The following is a 20,656-nucleotide window of genomic DNA, read 5'->3' as shown; positions in this document are numbered from 1 at the left end:
GAGTGATATGGAGAGGCGCTCTTTAATATATAGAATAATGTGTTGCTAGAGACAGTATGCCGTAGTAATAATATAAATATTGCTAGCATGTTACATTTCTGGGCTAGTGGTTATTCAAGGATAGAATAATGACGAACACAAAAATCTCGTTACGGTTTACCGTTGGAGGGATGTTTTTGCTTGCAACGGTACTGACAGCGATCGTTGCGGTTTCACTTCAATACTACTTCAGTAAAAAAATGGCGACAGAGCATACCTTGTCCAAGTTGACCATGGTATCTCAGGACTTAAGCGACTATATCGGTAACGTCGACTCAGACGCGATAAATACTGCTCGTTTACTCTCTTCAGTACATCGCTCTATTAGCCACCAGATCTCTCGGGAAGAGTCGCGTGGAATTCTCTCAGAAGCGATAAAAGACAATCCGCTGTTTTACAGTATTTATATTGGGTCTTCTAACGAGCGTTTCTTTCAGATTATCAACCTGGAATCATCTCCTTTTGTGAGAGATAAAATCGGTGCTGATAGTTCAGACCGGTGGGTTGTGATTGAGATCAGTGATAGACAAGCAGGCCGTATCCGTACGACCAAATACTATGACCTTGAGTTTAACCTCAGAGAGTCAAAGACAGAACCGAGCAATTACTTTCCGACTACAAGGCCTTGGTACGTATCCGCAAATACAGAGACGGTTGAAAAAACGCAACCTTACCTTTTCCAACATCTCCAGATCACCGGACAAACCTATTCTTTAGCCTTCGAATCAAAAGCTGCTGGCGATACACAACATGTGATAGGCATCGATATCGTCTTGTCATCTCTGGCAAGTAAGCTATCTGCGAGCGCGTTGGATCTTGATGAAGACAGTCAGGTTGAATCTTTCTTATATTCCAAATCAGGCAACATTATTGCGTCTAACCGCGATATTGAAACGACACAAGTACTTCCTCAAGCTAATGAAATCAATTGGTCTTCTGATCAACAAGCCACCATAGAAAAAACACCTCCCTTGTTGTTCTCTAATCAAAATGATTGGGGGCCGATGGATTTCTCTGTATCTGGAGAGCCACACGGCTACGCAATTGATCTCTTGCAAATGATCAGTGAGATGAGCGGGGTTAGATTTGAATTTGTGAATGGTTTTTCGTGGGCGGAATTAACCGGCAAGTTTCATGAAGGAAGCATTGATGGCCTACATTCGATTCAGAACTACGAAAGCAATGGTGTTAAAGGTTTATACACTGACGCTATCTATGAACTGCCTTTCTCTGTTGTCACTCGAGGTGACGTTCAAACCCTATCAAATTACGCTGAGCTTGAAGGTGAAAAAGTTGCGATTCTATCAGGGTGGTCGATTACACCTCAGTTGAGAACAGACTTCCCAAATATCGAACTTGTTGAGTTTTCCGACATGGAATCGGCATTGGCTGCTGTTGAAAATGGTAAATATTTTGCGGTACTCGATGCTAAGCCCGTGCTGTCGTTTTCGTTGGATAAATTTTTCCATGCAAACCTCAAAGTGAATGAAGCGCTATCGGACTTGAAAGCGAGCTATCCAAACCAGTTTCACATTGTGCTGCAGAATAAACATCAACAACTGTTACCAATCATCAACCAAGCCATAAATGCATTAACGGAAGAACAGAAAGTTGCATTATCGCAAAAGTGGTTTCAACATCCAGCCCTAAATACCGGTACAACCATTCCTTATACGGAGCTCTATGAAAGAACTGCGACAGCGACCACCGAAGGCGAAATGGTTAAGATTGTGCTTAATGGTGAAGCTAAGCGCTTATATCTGAAAAAGATTGAGACGGGCGCGCAGTACTCTGAATATTTTGCAGTAGCGATACCAGAAGCGGAAATTTACAGTGCGGTGAACAAGCGAGTGGCAACTTCTATTGGCGTGACCGTGTTTTTGATGAGCCTAACCTTGCCTGTAGCTTGGATCTTTGGTGCGCCTATTGTCCGCCCTATTCGTCAATTAAAAGCAGAGACGAGTAAGATTAAACTGCGTGATTATGACAGCGTGACCGTGCTGGATACTCGAATTAAGGAAATATGGGAGTTGTCGGTTGCAGTCAAAGAGATGTCGACAGAACTCAAGCAACATGAGCAAACTCAAGAGGCGTTTGTTGAGTCGTTTATCAAGCTCATCGCTCAAGCGATCGATGATAAGTCCGCTTATACGGCAGGGCATTGTAATCGTGTACCAGAACTCGGTTTGATGCTGGCTGATGCGGCTGAACAATCACAATCTGAGCACTTCAAAGACTTTAAGTTTGAGAATGATGATGAGCGCCGTGAGTTTAGAATAGCTGCGTGGCTGCATGATTGCGGAAAGATCACCACGCCAGAACATATCGTGGATAAAGGCTCTAAGCTAGAAGCGAACTATAACCGTATTCACGAGGTGAGAACGCGATTTGAGGTGCTTTGGCGTGATGCAGAAATTACGGCTTTGCGTAAGCAGCTTGAAGGTGAATTACCAACGGATCAGATAGCCGAAGAGTTAGCTATAACGAAGAAAAAGCTACAAGACGATTTTGCGTTTATCGCAACATCTAATGTGGGTGGTGAATTTATGAGTGATGATAAGGTTGCCCGTATTCATTCTATCGCTGAAACGACTTGGACGCGTAATTTCGACGATCAACTCGGCCTATCGCCAATTGAAGCGATGAATAGGGCATCGAGTTCAAGCTTACCTGCGACAGAGCCACTTCTGAGTGACAAACCTGAACACATAGTGAAAAGAGATAGACCATTAGAATTTGACCCGAAACATCAGATTAAAATGGACGTTCCAGAGCACTTATACAATCTAGGTGAAGTCTATAACCTGAGTATTGCTCGCGGCACCTTAACTGCTGAAGATAGGTTTAAGATAAATGAGCACATGCTTGGTACCATCAAGATGCTTGAAAACCTGCCATTCCCGAAAGAGCTAAGCCGTGTTCCTCGTTATGCGTCGACTCACCATGAAACCCTTAAAGGTACAGGCTATCCAAGGAAACTCACAGCAGACGACCTTTCAATCCCAGAACGTATTTTAGTTATTTCTGATATTTTTGAGGCGTTAACTGCTGCCGACCGACCTTACAAGAAAGCGAAGCCAATTAGCGTGGCTGTCGACATTATGTACAAAATGGCGCTGGATGAGCATCTAGATATCGAGCTGTTTAGACTGTTTTTAACCAGCGGTACGCATATCCAATATGCAGAAGAGTATCTAAAACCGGAACAGATTGATTTTGTTGATATCAATAAATACCTCGAAGTGACTCGCCAGATTGCTTGACCAAAGGTTGGCTTGCTAGAACGAGTTATATGGATGTAAGGCGCACATGATGCGCCTTTTTTATATCCGTTTATCGGTGAGCCGTTAGATAGATACAGAGGGACCTGCGTTTGACAAGTTCGCCTATAAGTTGTCGACACTTCGATTTAAAATAATTTTAGAGTAATTAAGAAATTGGTGGATTTTTTCTAGTTAAGTCGATAAATAACAAATGGTTGAATTGTTATTAGTGCTTTTTTAAGTAAGTTCTCATCGCCTATAAAAGATACTACCTTAGTCTAAATTGTCGACAATTTTCTTGATTGTCGACAATTTAATCGTGTATTTTATGTTCATGTTATGAAGTTGTTGACAATTAAGGCTCAACAATCAGAAGTGAGCAGCGTGAATATGAATACTGCGATAAAAGATCCCACCTTAAGTGCTCACACGAAAACTCGTGTGAGCGATAAAGAAAACACCAAGTCAGAAAACCTGACGGAATACCTCGTTGAGGCAATTGTTAACGGTGAATTACCGCCGGGCAGTAAGATCTCGGAACCTGAACTGGCCAAACGCTTTGAGGTAAGTCGAGGTCCATTACGTGAAGCGATAATGCGTGTGGAAGGGCTAGGGCTTATTGAGCGAATTCCTCATGTAGGCGCGCGAGTTATTACCTTTTCGGCAGACAAACTACTTGAGTTATACGCAGTGCGAGAGGCATTGGAAGGCATGGCTGCTCGTTTAGCAGCGAGACACATCACACAAGAAGAGTTGATTGGGCTTGAAGGCTTATTGTCGACACATTCCCAACACATCGATGAAGTCGAAGGTTCTTCTTACTTCCACCAACATGGGGATTTCGATTTCCATTACCGCATTATTAAAGCGAGTCGTAACAGCAAACTCATTTCTCTATTGTGTGATGAGCTTTATCACTTATTACGCATGTATCGCTATCAATCGCCTAGAGCTCAGTCTCGACCAAAAGAGGCGCTCGATGAACACAAATACATTTTACAAGCGATTCGCAACCGTGATGAAGAGTTAGCAGAAATGCTAATGCGAAGACACATCTCGGGTAGTCGATTGCTTATAGAACAACAAATCCAATCCAAAGATCTTGATTAAGCAACCATTGGAACCTGTCAGCGGATCAGTGCTGGCGATAACCAAAGGTGTGAATCTTAAAGATTAGCTAGAAATAAACAATTAACAGGGAGCGTCATTATGAAGTTATCAGCAGGAGCAAAGTTCCGACAAGCTGTGCAAGACAACGATCCATTGCAGATCGTAGGCACTGTGAATCCGTATTGCGCGATGATGGCAAAGAACTTGGGTCATCAGGCGATTTATTTGTCTGGTGGAGGCATCGCCAATGCGTCTTACGGTTTGCCTGATTTAGGCATCACCACATTGAACGATGTGTTGGTGGATGTTGAACGTATTACCAATGCGTGTGATTTGCCCTTGCTGGTGGATATCGACACGGGTTTCGGTGGCGCGTTCAATATCGCACGTACGATTCGCGCGATGGAAAAGGCGGGAGCAGCGGCAATTCACATGGAAGATCAGGTGGCTCAGAAACGCTGTGGTCACCGTCCAAATAAAGCAATTGTTAGCCAGCAAGAGATGGTCGATAGAGTGAAAGCGGCAACCGATGCCAGAACCGACGAAAGCTTTGTAATTATGGCTCGTACGGATGCATTGGCGGTTGAAGGAATAGACAGTGCGATTGAGCGAGCTATTGCGTGTGTTGAAGCGGGTGCGGACATGATCTTCCCTGAAGCGATGAATCAGCTAGACCAATACGTGAAGTTCTCGGCGGCGTTGAAATCAGCAACGGGTAAACACGTGCCTATTCTTGCGAACATCACTGAGTTTGGCCAAACGCCACTCTACAACTGTAACGAGTTGGCCCAATCAAGTGTCGACATGGTGCTTTATCCATTGAGTGCGTTCCGTGCGATGAACAAAGCGGCGGAGAGTGTTTACAAGCACTTGTTAGTTGAAGGCAATCAAGAAGCTCTGTTGGATTCAATGCAAACCCGTAAAGAGCTTTACGAACACCTGAATTACCACGACTACGAAAACAAGCTTGATCAGTTGTTTTCAAGTGAAGGGTAAACCAGTTTCAATTAATCAAAAATCAACTTAATCCAATAACGTGAAATGGTTAGTCGCCATATCCAGTACCGATGATAAAGATCATCGGACATATAAACAGGCAGCACCAAAGAGTGCAGGCGGCTAACACAGAAAAGGAGTTCACCATGTCTGTATCTTTGAGTGATAAAGCAGCTGTCGAAAAGGCTTCAACAGAAAACCAACAACAAAGCGAAAAAACAGCCAGCGCACCTGCAATCGGTGGTGCTGGTCTACGTGGTCAGAGTGCGGGAACTACGGCGCTATGTACGGTAGGAAAATCAGGAACCGGCTTAACCTACCGTGGTTATGATATTACCGATCTTGCTCATCACGCTCAGTTCGAAGAAGTGGCGCACCTGCTACTAAGAGGTCACTTACCCAATGCAAAAGAGCTAGACGATTACAAAACATTGTTGGTTGGTCTACGCGGCTTACCTCAACCTTTGAAAGCAGCACTAGAGCTTATTCCTGCAGACGCTCATCCAATGGATGTGATGAGAACGGGTTGTTCAATGTTAGGTAATCTAGAGCAAGAGTCTGACTTCTCTGAGCAACTGTTCGCGACCGAACGAATGCTTGCGCTTTTCCCTGCGATTATTTGTTATTGGTACCGCTTTAGCCACGATGGCGTGCGCATTGATACTGAAGATCAAAGCGAAGCATGTCTGGGTGGCTACTTCTTGAAAATGCTAACAGATAAAGCGCCGAGTGAACTGCATAAGCAGGTAATGCATTGTTCGCTAACGCTTTACGCAGAGCATGAGTTCAACGCATCTACTTTTGCTGCTCGTGTGTGTGCATCAACACTGTCAGATATTCATTCGTGCGTTACAGCAGCAATTGGCACACTAAGAGGTCCTTTACATGGCGGTGCGAATGAAGCGGCAATGGAAATGATCCAAGATTGGAAATCCGCTGATGAAGCAGAAACTAACATCATGCAGATGCTTGTTAACAAAGACAAAATTATGGGCTTCGGTCATGCCATTTATCGTGAAAGCGACCCACGAAATGCTCTAATCAAGCGTTGGTCAAAAGAGCTAGCTCAAGAGGTGGGTGATGAACAGCTTTATGCCGTGTCTGAGCGCGTTGAAGCCGTTATGAAGCGAGAGAAAGGCTTGTTTTGTAACGCTGACTTCTTCCATGCATCGGCATATCACTTCATGGACATCCCAACCAAATTGTTTACTCCGATCTTTGTGATGAGCCGCCTTACAGGTTGGACGGCGCATGTGTTCGAACAAAGAGAAAACAATCGCATCATTCGTCCAAGTGCAGACTACACCGGGCCAGAGCATCAAGACTGGCTACCTATTCATCTACGTTAGCCCTCTATAACGAGCCGACTTATGTCTTGAGGTGACTTCCGTCTTCATATGACAACGCCTCAAGAAACAACGAATAGAATCTAACAGATAATGGTGGATGTATGTCTGATGTAAAACTTGAACAAGCTCAGTACCTTGATAAAAATCAGTACCGAAAACTTTTATCCGGTACGCATTTAGAGTATTTCGATGCTTGCGAAGCGGTAGAAGCGATATCTCCGGGCAGTTATAGAACCTTGCCTTATACGTCGAGAGTATTGGCAGAGCAATTAGTAAGACGCTGTGATCCTGAAACTCTTGAAGACAGCTTAAAACAGATCATTGAACGCAAGAGTGACCTTGATTTCCCTTGGTATCCTGCGCGTGTGGTGTGTCATGACATTCTAGGTCAGACCGCTTTAGTTGATTTAGCTGGCTTACGCGATGCAATTGCCGACCAAGGCGGAGACCCTGCCAAGGTAAACCCAGTGGTCGAAACCCAATTGATTGTTGACCACTCGTTAGCCGTGGAACATGCAGGCTTTGATAACCAAGCGTTTGATAAAAACCGCGCGATTGAAGAGCGCAGAAACGAAGACCGTTTTCACTTTATTGAATGGTGTAAAACCGCGTTTAAAAACGTGAGTGTGATCCCTGCGGGTAACGGGATCATGCACCAGATTAACTTGGAGAAAATGTCTCCGGTTATTCAATCTAAAGAAGGCATCGCTTTCCCTGATACCTGTGTTGGTACCGATAGCCATACACCGCACGTTGATGCTCTGGGCGTTATTGCGATTGGTGTGGGCGGCTTGGAAGCTGAGACAGTGATGCTCGGTCGTCCGTCGATGATGCGCTTGCCTGATATTGTAGGCGTTAAACTGACGGGTCAACGACAAGAAGGGATAACCGCAACGGATATTGTGCTTGCGATTACTGAGTTTCTTCGTAATCAGAGAGTGGTCTCAAGCTATTTGGAATTCTTCGGTGAAGGGGCTCGTGCACTGACCATTGGTGACCGCGCAACCATCTCCAACATGACGCCAGAATACGGCGCGACTGCGGGTATGTTCTATATCGATGAGCAGACTATTCAATATCTCAAGCTTACAGGGCGAGAACCAGAACAGGTTGAATTAGTCGAACGCTACGCTAAGCAAACTGGGCTATGGGCTGACGATCTAGAGTCTGCTCAATATGAACGAGTACTTGAGTTTGATTTGTCTAAAGTTGAACGCAATTTAGCAGGGCCATCTAACCCACATCGTCGTTTACCAACCAGAGAGCTGGCTGAACAAGGTATCAGTCAAGCATCTTGGAAAGAGCAGCATGCTAAGCAGTACAGCGATGAGCAGATGCCTGATGGTGCGGTGATCATCGCAGCAATTACCTCTTGTACTAACACCAGTAATCCAAGAAATGTGGTCGCGGCAGCATTGGTGGCTAAGAAAGCCAATCAGCTTGGATTAGTTCGTAAACCGTGGGTGAAAACGTCATTTGCGCCAGGTTCTAAAGTTGCCAAGCTCTATCTCGAGTCGGCAGGTTTGCTTCCTGAACTTGAACAATTAGGCTTTGGTATCGTCGGCTATGCGTGTACGACATGTAACGGAATGAGTGGGGCGCTGGATCCTAAAATCCAACAAGAGATCATCGACCGCGACCTGTATTCAACCGCTGTGTTGTCAGGGAATCGAAACTTCGATGGTCGAATTCATCCGTATGCAAAACAAGCGTTTTTAGCCTCACCGCCATTGGTAGTTGCTTACGCGTTGGCTGGCACGATTCGCTTTGATATCGAGAAAGACAGCTTAGGCACTGACAGCAACGGCAAGCCAATCTACTTAAGTGATTTATGGCCGAGTGATGCGGAGATCGATGCTGTTGTCGGTGAACATGTTAAGCCTCAGCAATTCCAACAAATCTACGTAAAAATGTTCCAGCCAGATGAGGATCAGGTAACGACTGAACCGCTTTATGACTGGCGACCTCAAAGTACCTATATTCGCAGGCCACCTTATTGGGAAGGGGCTCTTGCGGGAGAACGAAGCCTATCTGGTATGAGGCCTTTGGCTATTCTGGGGGACAACATCACTACGGATCACTTGTCCCCATCAAATGCGATTCTTGCTTCGAGCGCGGCGGGGGAATACCTCACCAAAATGGAAGTGCCGGAAGAGGATTTTAACTCTTACGCGACCCATCGAGGTGATCACTTAACCGCGCAACGAGCAACATTCGCCAACCCTAAGCTGTTTAACGAAATGGTGAAGGACGCTGGAGAAGTCGTACAAGGTTCATTAGCAAGAGTTGAACCCGAGGGTCAAGTTACGCGAATGTGGGAAGCGATAGAAACCTACATGAACCGTAAACAGCCTTTGATTGTCGTGGCGGGGGCTGATTATGGACAAGGTTCATCACGTGACTGGGCAGCCAAAGGGGTGCGTTTAGCGGGTGTTGAAGTGATTGTTGCCGAAGGGTTTGAGCGAATCCACAGAACCAATTTAGTCGGAATGGGCGTGTTGCCTTTACAGTTTAAAGCGGGAACGAATCGGAATACCTTACAACTCAACGGTACCGAGCTTTACGACGTTTATGGTGACATTGAAGCAGGTTCTGATTTGGCTTTAGTGATCACTCGTAAAAACGGTGAAAAGCTTGATGTGCCAGTAACCTGCCGACTAGACACTGCAGACGAAGTGAACGTGTATGGCGCTGGTGGCGTGTTGCAACGCTTCGCCAAAGACTTTCTCGCCCAGTAGGAGCTTGTGATGAACACTAAACAGATAAAAGTGCCTGCGACCTATATGCGAGGCGGGACGAGCAAAGGCGTTTTCTTCAACCTAAGTGATTTACCTGAATCAGCGCAAGTTGCTGGAGAAGCTAGAGATACATTGTTGTTGAGAGTCATTGGCAGTCCAGATCCTTATGGTAAACAAACCGATGGTATGGGTGGCGCAACGTCCAGTACCAGTAAAATCGTGATTGTTTCGAAGAGCAACAGAGTCGATCACGATGTGGATTACCTATTCGGCCAAGTGGCAATAGACAGGCCGTTCGTTGATTGGAGCGGTAACTGCGGCAATCTGTCTGCTGCAGTGGGCCCATTTGCTATTCATAGTGGCTTAGTCGATTCGAATCGTATTCCAGAAAATGGTGTGATCGAGGTGCGAGTATGGCAAGTGAACATTGAGAAAACCATTATTGTTCATGTACCTATCGCTGATGGAGAAGTCCAAGAGTTGGGTGACTTTGAGCTCGATGGTGTCACTTTCCCCTCTGCTGAGATCCAAGTTGATTTCCTAGATCCAGCCGATGCGCGCGGGTCGATGTTTCCGACAGGGAATGTTGTCGATTTTTTAGATGTTCCAGGCCTAGGTTGCATCAAAGCGACATACATTAATGCTGGGATACCCACCATTTTTGTTGATGCTGAAGCTGTGGGCTATCAAGGCACAGAGCTTCAATCGGATATTAACAGTGATACCAAAGCCTTGGCTCTGTTTGAATCCATTCGAGCACATGGTGCAGTAGCGATGGGGCTTATCGATTCTTTAGAACAAGCAGAATCACGCCAACATACACCTAAAGTTGCGTTTGTTGCTAAGCCTCAAGCGTATCAAGCTTCGAGTGGAAAATCGGTTGCTGCCGAAGATACTGACCTTCTGGTGCGTGCTTTGTCTATGGGGCAATTGCACCATGCCATGATGGGTACGGCTGCGGTTGCGATTGCTTCAGCGGCAAGTGTACCAGGCACCTTAGTGAACTTGGCAGCCGGTGAGGGAAGTCGTGATTTTGTGACCTTTGGACACCCGTCAGGAACCTCAAAGGTAGGTGCGAAAGCGCTGCAGACCGAAAGTGGGTGGAAAATAGAGAGGGCGATTATGAGTCGTAGTGCCCGAGTGATCATGGAAGGTGCCATCCGTGTGCCTTTTCCTAAGTAAAGCTATTGTCGTGAACGGTTAGATGCTCACGAACACAACGCTGAGAAAAGAGTGCACCCAAGTGAACGGCCACAAGCTAGGCGCTTGGAAAAATGGATAAATCATGGAGGAGGCACTATGTCTGCTACGAATCGAATGACTAGAAAAACAGATTACATCACCGAGTATCAATGGGCGAGGGAAGATCCTAATTCGTTCTGGGAAACACAATCAGAAGCCATTGATTGGTTTGAGTCACCAAAAACGATATTACAAACTGACGATAACGGCATTGAACGCTGGTTTCCTGATGGGGTGATGAATACCTGCTGGTTAGCGTTGGATTATCATTGTGAACATGGCCGTGGTGATAAGGTCGCGCTGATTTATGACTCGCCCGTTACAGGTACTCAATCCTCGTACACCTACGACCAACTGCGTAACCAAGTGGCTAAAGTCGCGGGGATGTTAGCAACACAAGGTGTTGCCAAAGGCGATCGTGTGGTGATTTATATGCCAATGATTCCTGAAGCAGCAATGGCAATGCTAGCCTGTGCACGATTAGGCGCGGTGCATTCGGTGGTGTTTGGCGGATTCGCTCCTCATGAGCTTGCCGTTCGAATCGAAGACGCTGAACCCAAGGTCTTGATTACTGCCTCATGTGGTATCGAAATAAACAAAGTTCTACCGTATAAACCGATGGTTGACCGAGCCATCATGGATAGCCGTTGGAAGCCCGAAAAAGTTGTGGTCTTCCAAAGAGAGCAATGCCTTTCAGAACTAAACAACGAACGTGATTTGCATTGGCAACAAGCCGTTGCAGGCGCTGAGCCTCATGAGTGTGTGCCCGTTCTGGCGACAGACCCGTTATATATTTTGTATACCTCGGGAACGACAGGTAAACCCAAAGGTGTTGTCCGCGATAATGGTGGTCATGCGGTTGCCATGAAATACTCGATGAGTACTATCTATGATATGCCGCAAGACGGTGTATTTTGGGCGGCTTCCGATGTGGGTTGGGTGGTTGGCCATTCCTATATTGTTTATGCGCCATTGATTCATGGTTGTACGACCATTTTGTTTGAAGGTAAGCCAGTCAGAACGCCAGATCCAGGCGCATTCTGGCGTGTGTGCGAAGAGTACAACGTCGATGTGTTGTTTTCTGCGCCAACCGCATTTAGAGCAATCAAGAAAGAAGATCCCGAAGGCGAGTTGCTCACCAAGTATGACTTATCATCGCTCAAGTCGATTTTTATGGCGGGAGAGCGCTTAGACCCGCCAACTCTGGATTGGGTTGAATCTCACACGAGCAAACCAGTGATCGACCATTGGTGGCAAACAGAAACGGGTTGGGCTATCTCTGCAAATCCTACAGGGCTGGAGTCTTTGCCTGTGAAAGCGGGTTCTTCCACTAAACCTGTTCCGGGTTACCAAGTAGCGATCCTCAATGAGCTAGGTGAAATCGCACAAACGAATCAACAAGGTTTTGTGGCACTCAAACGACCATTACCACCTGGTTGTTTACCCACGGTATGGCGAAATCATGATCGGTTTGAATCCGGCTATTTGAGTCAGTTCCCTGGCTATTATGTTTCTGGTGACGGAGGCTATCTCGATGATGATGGTTATCTATTTATCATGGGTCGTATTGATGATGTGATAAACGTAGCGGGCCATCGTCTGTCGACAGGAGAAATGGAAGAGATCGTTGGCGGTCACCCTGCGATTGCTGAATGTGCCGTTGTTGGTATTCACGATGATTTAAAGGGACAACTGCCACTCGGTTTAGTTGTGCTAAAAGATGGCGTGAAAGTCGATGGTATTGAACTGCAAGCAGAGCTAGTGGGTAAGGTTCGTAACGAGATTGGTGCGGTTGCATGTTTTAAGCAAGCTTTGGTGGTTGAGAGATTACCTAAGACACGCTCAGGTAAGATCTTACGTAGAACTATCCGACAAATTGCAGAAGGTGAGCAATATGTGGTGCCTTCGACGATTGACGATCCTACCAGCTTAACGGAAATTGCAGAAAAGCTCGGTAAATAGACGTAGCAGTTTTAGCAATATCACCTTCGGCTTGTTTATTAATACATAACCCAGCGTGATGATTTACCTAAACTCTACTTTATTCATCCGCTTATCCATTGCGTTTACTATGACCTCATTATGAATCCCACATATTGAGGTCTTTTTATGCGAGCTTACTTTTTGTTGATTGCTTTACTGGTTAGTGGTGCGGCTAGTGCCAGTATTTCAAAGGATGAAGCGAGTAGAGCGTTGTTAGAGCCTTTGAGTCATCCTAAGGTATTTAAATGTGTATCCAAGACTGGCGTCGATCTTTATCAAGCGGTTTTTGATATCGGTGTGGGATATGAAGCCGACCCTATTAACTCGACGATGATCGTTAATTCAAGGAAAGGCCGCTACGAATATCAAATCTTAGGCGCGGTAAGATCTGAAAGAGCCGGAGAAATTGTCGTGTTAACTCGTCACGTGGGAGACGGTGTTAAAGTTGCCGCTATGATTGATGACGAAAATGGCAAGATACTGGGGATCGGCGATAAAAATCATTATCGAGATTGCGGTGTTAGGCCACCACCTAGCGCAGAAAATATGCAAAACTTTTGGTCCAAAGGCTAAGAGCGACATCTGAAAGATAAGAATTATCGAGCAAGAATGATTGAGGCGACCTTATTGGTCGTCTTTTTTTGTTTATGAGGATAAAGCGAGCGCAAAGACATATATATCATCAATCAGTCATGTGCTGGCTGAATGATACATAGCTGAAAATGATGTATCGTTTAAACGTGGCTTTATTTATCTCATTAACGGTTCTGCTTAAGATGGTTCTACTCCAAACGAAGAACTAAGCGAGACTCCTATGAAATTCACTAAACCTTTTCTTTTAGCGACACTGATTGTGACTCTTTCTGGTTGTGCATCTCCTGCAACGGACAACGAAAATGAAAACGCAGCGCGTAATCGTGGTGCAATAGGCGGTGCTTTATTAGGAGCAACAGCCGGTGCTCTAACTGGAGATGCGAGTTTAGCCGTGAAGGGCGCTGCATTAGGTGGTGTGACTGGTGGTGTGGCTGGTTCGATGAAAGATACGGATGATGCAAGAAATGCACAACGAACCCAAGTTACTGCCGATGGTCTAGCGCAAGATAATCGTACCGATGCAGAAAAGCGAGTTGCTGAAGTTGAGGCTGAAATTAAACTTATCGAACTAGAACAACAGCTTGCTGAACTCAAAGAAGAGAAAGAAGATAACGGCGCATAAAGCGAGAGCTACAGCCTCGATATTCGTTTAATTCTAAATTATTCAAACAGAATGGCCACGCAATGTGGCCGTTTTTGTATCTAAAATACGCACTTCAAACAATGAATTAATTCAATAACTTGTATAGATACTCGCGGCAAGTAAACTAGACTCAGTTTAAATATTAATTTGGTTTGAGAAGCACAATAGTCATGAATGTCACCTTAAGGGCCGCAAAGCACACGGATTTGGAACAACTTAACGAGTTAATGTTCGATCTCCACCATCACCATCACCTCGCTAGCCCAGAGCACTTTAAAACGGCAGAAGAGATTGAGCAGGAAAAAAGCATTGCACGTTACTTGGATGATCCTGAATGCGTAGTCTACGTGGCATTAAAAGGTGAGCTCATTGTTGGCTTTATCTCTGGGCATTTTTGTGAGCTTATCTCAACAGTGAGTAAACCAGTGCCGATGGGGAGTGTCGATGAACTGTTTGTTTTACCTGATTATCGAAAAGAATCGATTGCTGAAAAGTTGTTTAGCAAAGTTGAAAGTACTTTTGATGATTATGGGGTTGAACAAGTCTTTGTAGAAGTTTGGGACTTTAATTCACCTGCCAAGGACTTCTATCAAAAAATGGGGTTCACACCTCACATTCAATGGATGAGGAAGGCTTTGCACAAAACGTAGACAGCGATTTTGTGCCGCTTTGATTACAATAGGCTCTATGCATTAGCAGTCTTAAATTTCTTCTATTATTTTTAGGTAAACTCGTTGGTTATTCGATATTTATTAGTTTTCATACTGTCTTTTTTGAGTACTATTTCCGCGTGGGCAAACAACACTTTGCCCGATCATATTGCGGGCGCTTTGTGTGTAGTACGTGCTGATAACCAAATCGTTTTGGTTGATGAATTGATCACCGGTCATTTATCTCTGCCGGGTGGTACTGTTGTTTCAGGTGAGCCGCCAGCAGTCGCGGCGCAACGTGAAACATGGGAAGAGGCGGGTTTGTCGGTAACGGTCGGTGATGTGCTGGGTTATACCGATAGTGCCGTCGTGTTTGATTGTATCTCCGATTCTGAAGTGATCAGCTACAAAGCTCGAAATGAGTTGGGTGGCTTTGAGCTGCCGATTTGGTTTGCGCCTCATTACGGCGTGGAAGTCAGCCGAGCGATGTTACTTCCTCCTACTGAATTGCAAGATCATCAGTACCGCTATCCAGAACAGTGGTCTGAGATTAACGAACTGTTTTTATCCGCGACGGACCAACCGGTGACGTATGTGACTGAGCTGGTGGGCGCGGCACCCAAAGTCCACCAAGTTGAATTAAATTGGATTGTGTCACTTCAAAACACGTTCGATAAGATGCCAAGCGTGTTTGCGAATACTGTGCTTTTGACAGACTTGTTAGCGAAGCCATGGGTTTTCATTGTGATATTGCCACTAATTGCTTGGTACTTTGGCCGTAACTTCGCGTTGAAGTTTGGCTTCACTTTGATCTCGGTGACACTGCTTACTTTGATCGCACATCAAGGTTTTGGTTTTCCGCGTCCACACGCTTACTTGCCAACATTGAAACTGGTGATGAGCAGTGGGTATAGCTTTCCAAGTCTGCTGGCTGCCTTGTGGGTGAGTTTAACGTTGTTAGTCTTTTGGAAAATAAAGCGCCTATTGGACCAAAAATCGATTTTGATAGTGCTCGCTGGCCTACTGTGGATCATGCTATTTAAGTCTTACTCAGGCAGTGCGTTCTTTAGTGATGTGGTAATGGGAGGCGTATTGGGCGCGTTAACGACTTGGCACATCGTGAGATTAGATGCGAAACCGGATGTTGATATTAGTGCTTTACTGAGTTCTAAAGGTGTCTGGTGGGCATTGTGCTTACTTTCCATCGTTCTCACGGTGATATGGCCACTGCCGACATTCTCATTCTGGGTGGCTATTTTGATGACGATTGCATGCCTAGTGACGTTAACAGACTCGAAACCTTTGGTCGGTCAGTTCTCATTCAAGATTGTATTTGGAGTGATGGCGATGTTGTTAGCGGGGAATCTGCTGATTAGCTGGGCAGGAAGTTTTGTCTCATTCAGTGGCATCGCTTCATTTATTGTTGAGACCTTACGTTTCCCAATCTTGATTCTGTTTAGTGTGGTGGCATTTCGTCTGCCTTGGGCTAGAAAATAATAAGTAGAACGACTCATATAAAAAAGAAGGCTGTGCAATGTACAGCCTTCTTTATATCAATGTATTTTAGGTGAGTTAGATAAAGTAGAGGGCTCTATCTAGTGCTTACGAGTTGAAGATAAACTTCTCAATCGCGACCGCTACACCATGGTCGTCGTTGCTTGCTGTGATGTGATCCGCCAGTTTCTTGGTTTCTTCCATTGCGTTGTCCATTGCAATGCCAAGGCCTGCGTATTCAAGCATATGGTGATCGTTTTCAGCATCACCCATGCAGATTACTTCTTCCGATTTAATGCCTAAGTGTTTCGCTATCGCTTCAATACCGACACCCTTGTTTGATTTTGGGTTTAGGAACTCTAAGAAGAATGGTGCACTTTGTACGATAGTAAACTGAGTCTTAAGCTCTTGTGGCAGCTTGCCGATGATTTCAGTCAGCTTGCTTGGTTCAGCGACAATCATGGTCTTGATGATTTCGTGGTCATCTTCTAGTTGAGAAAAATCGAACTCGGTAATCTCTAAGCCGTTAATACGTGCTTCAATAGCGGTGAACTCATTGTTTTCAGGTGTGATTAAGCCGTGAACCTTGCTGAATGCATGAACATAACCACCAAGCTGTTCAGCTAGTGCTGTGATCTCTTTTGCAGACTTACCGTTGCTGATCTCACTGTGAATGATCTCTTTTGTAGAAACGTTCTGAACCATAGAGCCGTTGTAGAAGAGTACAAAGTCATCTTCACCGTTAATTGAAAGCTCATCTAATTTGCTTTGCATGCCTTCTAAAGGGCGACCAGAAGCGAGAACCACTTTCACGCCTGAAGCTCGTGCTTTAGCGATCGCGTCTTTGTTCTCTTGAGAAATCACTTTTTCACTGTTGAGTAGTGTGCCATCCATATCAAGAGCAATCAGTTTGTACATGTTGTTCCTTACTAAAAAATTAAAAGCTAACAAAATCTAATGGACGAAAGGATAAGGGAACTTGAAAGTTCAGGCTAGGGCTTTGATCAACTCATTTATCAGTACTCATTTGTTTGACCAAAAGAGGGAAGTGCTTTAAGGTCTGCGGTTGATTAATTTCATCAAATGATTGAGCTGAGGGAAAGTTGTACAAGATTAATGAAATGTTTGAAACCATTCAGGGTGAGGGCGTGTTTACTGGCGTTCCCGCTGTTTTTGTTCGTCTACAAATTTGCCCAGTGGGCTGTTCTTGGTGCGATACCAAACAGACCTGGGAAGCGTTGCCAGAAGATGAAACCAGCCTTGGCGATATTATGGTTAAGACAGAAGATTCACCAACTTGGTCAGCAATTGATGCTCAAGGAATCGTGAATGAATACATCAAGCAAGGTTACACGGCTAAGCACATTGTGATTACCGGTGGTGAGCCGTGCATTTATGATCTTGTTCCTCTTACTGAAGCATTTGAGCAGCACGGTTGTCGCTGTCAGATTGAGACTAGCGGAACATCAGAAGTTAAAGCCACATCGGACACTTGGGTTACGGTGTCACCGAAGGTGGCGATGAAAGCGAAACTGGAAATTTTAGATAGTGCTTTACAACGTGCTAACGAAATTAAGCATCCAGTAGGCACAAGCAAAGACATCGAACAACTTGACGGTTTATTGGAGCGAGCTGCGGTTGCTAGCGACACTGTTATCGCTCTGCAACCAATCAGCCAAAAAGACCGAGCTACTCAGCTTTGTATTGATACCTGCATTGAGCGCAATTGGCGCTTATCAATACAAACTCACAAATATTTGAGCATCGCATAGGTTGTATTTTTGCTGGGCAAGATAAGTCGCTAGTAGAAGGTTCTCGTAAGGATTTAAGATGAAAAAAGCAGTGGTAGTATTCAGTGGTGGTCAAGACTCAACAACATGTCTTGTTCAAGCATTAAAAGAGTATGATGAAGTTCATGCGATTACATTTGATTATGGTCAGCGCCATAGACTCGAGATTGAAGTTGCTGAGTCATTGTCGAAAGAACTTGGTGTGAAAGCGCACAAAGTGATGGATGTGACTCTGTTGAATGAACTGGCTATTAGCTCTCTGACTCGTGACGATATTCCTGTATCTCATGAGCTACAAGAGAATGGTTTGCCGAACTCATTCGTTCCTGGTCGTAATATTCTTTTCTTAACGCTGGCAGGTATTTACGCGTACCAAATCGGCGCTGAAACCGTGATTACAGGTGTGTGTGAAACAGATTTCTCTGGCTATCCTGATTGTCGCAATGATTTTGTAAAAGCGATGAATTCTGCGCTTGTACAGGGCATGGACAAGAATCTTGATATCAAAACACCACTAATGTGGCTAAACAAGGCTGAGACATGGGCGTTAGCAGACCAGTACTCAGCACTTGAGCTTGTTCGCAATAAAACCCTGACTTGCTACAACGGTATCATCGGTGACGGTTGTGGTGATTGCCCTGCATGTGAACTAAGAAAAGTTGGCCTTAACGATTACCTCGGTGATCGCGAATGCATTATGGCGGAGTTGGTTCGCAAACAGACCGAGAATAAATAACATCAGGTAAGTCGATCGGGTCGTTATAAGCATCGATGATGCAGTTTCGGCCGTTGCTTTTAGCTTGATAGAGCGCTTGGTCAAGCACTGAATACAGGTCATCAAAGTCACTTAATGCGTTTGAGGTTGCTAGATAAGCAAAGCTCGCGGTTACATTAAGTGACTTTTTGCTTTCAGATAAGAAGACAGTGCTTGAAATAGCGTAGTGTAATTCTTCAACGCGTTCTCGTACCTCTGATGGTTTGGTATCGGTTAGCATTATGACAAACTCTTCACCGCCTAAGCGACCAAACAATTCACCCTTCATTAAGTGCTTTCTAATTTGCTTACTAATATGGACCAGAGCTCGATCTCCAGTAGGATGACCATGTTCATCATTAATCTTCTTAAACTTATCTAGATCGAATAAAACAAGCACATGCCGTTGTTCCGTCTCTTTACAGCGTTTCACTCTTTTGATTCTTCGAATTATCTCAGTCCGGCTATATGCGTTCGTTAAGCCATCAATTGCTGCTTTCGCACGAACTGTTTTGTTTACCAATACCGTAAAGTTTGCAGCGCAAATCAATAGAATGACAACGATGTTGTACATCCACCTTTGATGTTCCATTTTTTCAATTTGAACACGGTCGAGTTTTGCCTGATGTGTCAGGAAAGAGTTTTCAAGTTCTTGTTCATATTTGGCGTGCGTTAGGCCGAGCGCTTCGAGTGCGAGTCGATTGTCGATGTCTCTAGCTTCCATTTGTATTGACGAGTATTGCTGGTAGAAATAGAAAGCTTGTTGGTAATCGCTGAGTGATTGATGAATATCAGAAAGCTGAAGGAGTGACAGGGCGATGTATTTACGCCTTGCTACTTGTTCCGATAATTCTAATGCTTGTTGACCATAGTTGAGCGCTTCTGTTAGCAATTTCTGTTCTTCGAACATATCGCTGATCGCCAAGTAAGCATTGATGCGAATGACATCATTGCTCAGTTCGCTCGAAGCTGAAAGAGACTCGATTAAGTAGGTTCTCGCCGAATCATAGTCTTTCGTTTGAGTGTACGCTTTTCCTAAGCCAAGACTTGTTAGTGCGATACCATAATTATGCGACGATGAGATCAGCAGTGTTCTTGCTGTCTGAAAATTGTCAATTGCTAGATCACTTTGCTCTTGATTAAGGTAGAGATCTGCAAGGCTGTGATGTACTTGTGCTTTCATTAAATCTGAAGCGTTCGCTCTGAGAATGAGTGCTTCCTCTAGATACTCCGCTGATTTTTCATATTGCTCTAATTCTTTGAGTAAATTACCCACATCGTTATAAATCCCTGAAATATCATGCCCTTGTGGGAACACGCTTATCAGTGATAAGTAAGTGTCTAATGCTGATTGATAGTCACTGCGGAAATGGTGATTGTTTGCGATGACTCGATAAGTCCCGAACTTTGGTAATACGGGGTCAGCGATGTCATGTAAATCTGACTGAAGTGCAGAGCAGTAATAGTTCGCTTGATGGTATTTAGCTTGTTCGTTAAGCGATCGGCATAGTTGGTACTTTAGTAACGCTTTTCCAGTCAAATCACTGCGAGATTGCATTTTCGCCAAAAGTGCTAAAAAACCTTGTTGCGCTTCCTTATATTGGCCTTTACCGTCTTTCATCAGAGCAGAAATAAACGCGGTTTCTATCGCTTGGTAGTCACTGTCGTTTGAAGAGATTCCGTAGAACGGTTGATCTCGGTGGCTCATGTATTGATACAGAAGAGATGCAAGGTAAAGCTTGTCTCCGTAAACTGTTGAGCCGACATAGCGTGTTTGCAGCATGTTTAATGCGCGCTCAGGGGAGTGGTTTAAAGTAGAGAGATAAAGCGCGTTCCAATCGGCATTTGGAGTAGCATTGACGTCTAACTTGGAGGCATAGATTGATGAATTGTGGTCACGATCTAACGTTGATAATTGGCTGTAAGAATTAAAACTAATGAGAAGCAGAAAGGTAATAAAAACGGAGTGGATCACGAGAGACTATCAATCAGATAAAGAACGATATTCTAT

At 44.7% G+C, this 20,656-nt stretch carries 15 protein-coding genes; 13 read left to right on the top strand and 2 right to left on the bottom strand.

Annotation, left to right across the window (positions count from 1 at the left end):
* The first annotated feature begins 128 nt into the window (after positions 1-128).
* The 11 genes from ITG09_09030 to ITG09_08980 all read left to right on the top strand — a co-directional run bounded on the left by ITG09_09030 (position 129) and on the right by ITG09_08980 (position 16,104).
* Positions 129-3,302, top strand: a complete 3,174-nt coding sequence (locus tag ITG09_09030; GenBank protein UPR50869.1) for a transporter substrate-binding domain-containing protein — start codon at positions 129-131, stop codon at positions 3,300-3,302.
* Positions 3,303-3,692: 390 nt separating this feature from the next.
* Positions 3,693-4,412: a GntR family transcriptional regulator gene (locus tag ITG09_09025; protein ID UPR53617.1), complete on the top strand. Its 720-nt coding sequence runs from the start codon at positions 3,693-3,695 to the stop codon at positions 4,410-4,412.
* Positions 4,413-4,511: 99 nt separating this feature from the next.
* Positions 4,512-5,408, top strand: a complete 897-nt coding sequence (gene prpB / locus ITG09_09020; protein UPR50868.1) for a methylisocitrate lyase — start codon at positions 4,512-4,514, stop codon at positions 5,406-5,408.
* 146 nt (positions 5,409-5,554) lie between these two features.
* Entirely contained in the window at positions 5,555-6,757 is a 1,203-nt protein-coding gene (gene prpC / locus ITG09_09015; protein UPR50867.1) for a 2-methylcitrate synthase, read from the top strand.
* Between the two features lie 101 nt (positions 6,758-6,858).
* Positions 6,859-9,495 carry a Fe/S-dependent 2-methylisocitrate dehydratase AcnD gene (gene acnD / locus ITG09_09010; GenBank protein UPR50866.1) on the top strand — a complete coding sequence of 879 codons (2,637 nt, stop codon included), beginning with the start codon at positions 6,859-6,861 and terminating at the stop codon, positions 9,493-9,495.
* A 9-nt stretch (positions 9,496-9,504) separates the two neighbouring features.
* Complete coding sequence (prpF, locus tag ITG09_09005; GenBank protein ID UPR50865.1) at positions 9,505-10,677, top strand: 2-methylaconitate cis-trans isomerase PrpF; 1,173 nt, start codon at positions 9,505-9,507, stop codon at positions 10,675-10,677.
* Positions 10,678-10,794: 117 nt separating this feature from the next.
* A complete protein-coding gene (locus ITG09_09000; GenBank protein ID UPR50864.1) occupies positions 10,795-12,699 on the top strand; it encodes a propionyl-CoA synthetase in 1,905 nt (634 codons plus the stop codon).
* Between the two features lie 147 nt (positions 12,700-12,846).
* Positions 12,847-13,293, top strand: coding sequence for a hypothetical protein (locus ITG09_08995; protein ID UPR50863.1), 447 nt, complete (start codon positions 12,847-12,849; stop codon positions 13,291-13,293).
* A 241-nt stretch (positions 13,294-13,534) separates the two neighbouring features.
* A complete protein-coding gene (locus ITG09_08990; GenBank protein ID UPR50862.1) occupies positions 13,535-13,936 on the top strand; it encodes a glycine zipper family protein in 402 nt (133 codons plus the stop codon).
* A gap of 191 nt (positions 13,937-14,127) precedes the next feature.
* Positions 14,128-14,607 (top strand): GNAT family N-acetyltransferase, encoded by a 480-nt coding sequence (locus ITG09_08985; GenBank protein ID UPR50861.1) that lies wholly within the window; start codon positions 14,128-14,130, stop codon positions 14,605-14,607.
* Between the two features lie 84 nt (positions 14,608-14,691).
* Entirely contained in the window at positions 14,692-16,104 is a 1,413-nt protein-coding gene (locus ITG09_08980; protein UPR50860.1) for a phosphatase PAP2 family protein, read from the top strand.
* A gap of 105 nt (positions 16,105-16,209) precedes the next feature.
* On the opposite strand, the gene ITG09_08975 is transcribed toward ITG09_08980, so the two are convergent.
* A complete protein-coding gene (locus ITG09_08975) occupies positions 16,210-17,019 on the bottom strand; it encodes a Cof-type HAD-IIB family hydrolase (GenBank protein ID UPR50859.1) in 810 nt (269 codons plus the stop codon).
* A gap of 203 nt (positions 17,020-17,222) precedes the next feature.
* Here ITG09_08975 and queE point away from each other — a divergent pair, with 203 nt between their 5' ends.
* Both queE and queC read left to right on the top strand, forming a co-directional pair.
* Positions 17,223-17,873, top strand: coding sequence for a 7-carboxy-7-deazaguanine synthase QueE (gene queE / locus ITG09_08970; protein ID UPR50858.1), 651 nt, complete (start codon positions 17,223-17,225; stop codon positions 17,871-17,873).
* Between the two features lie 58 nt (positions 17,874-17,931).
* On the top strand, positions 17,932-18,627 hold the full coding sequence (gene queC / locus ITG09_08965; protein UPR50857.1) for a 7-cyano-7-deazaguanine synthase QueC: 696 nt from the start codon (positions 17,932-17,934) through the stop codon (positions 18,625-18,627).
* Here the strand turns inward: queC and ITG09_08960 are convergent.
* Entirely contained in the window at positions 18,587-20,620 is a 2,034-nt protein-coding gene (locus tag ITG09_08960; protein UPR50856.1) for a GGDEF domain-containing protein, read from the bottom strand. The two genes, queC and ITG09_08960, sit on opposite strands and share 41 nt — an antisense overlap.
* Positions 20,621-20,656 lie beyond the last annotated feature (36 nt).

The sequence above is a fragment of the Vibrio cyclitrophicus genome (genome assembly GCA_023206055.1).
Lineage (GTDB): Bacteria > Pseudomonadota > Gammaproteobacteria > Enterobacterales > Vibrionaceae > Vibrio > Vibrio cyclitrophicus_A.
This window is presented reverse-complemented; position numbering and strand designations above follow the sequence as displayed.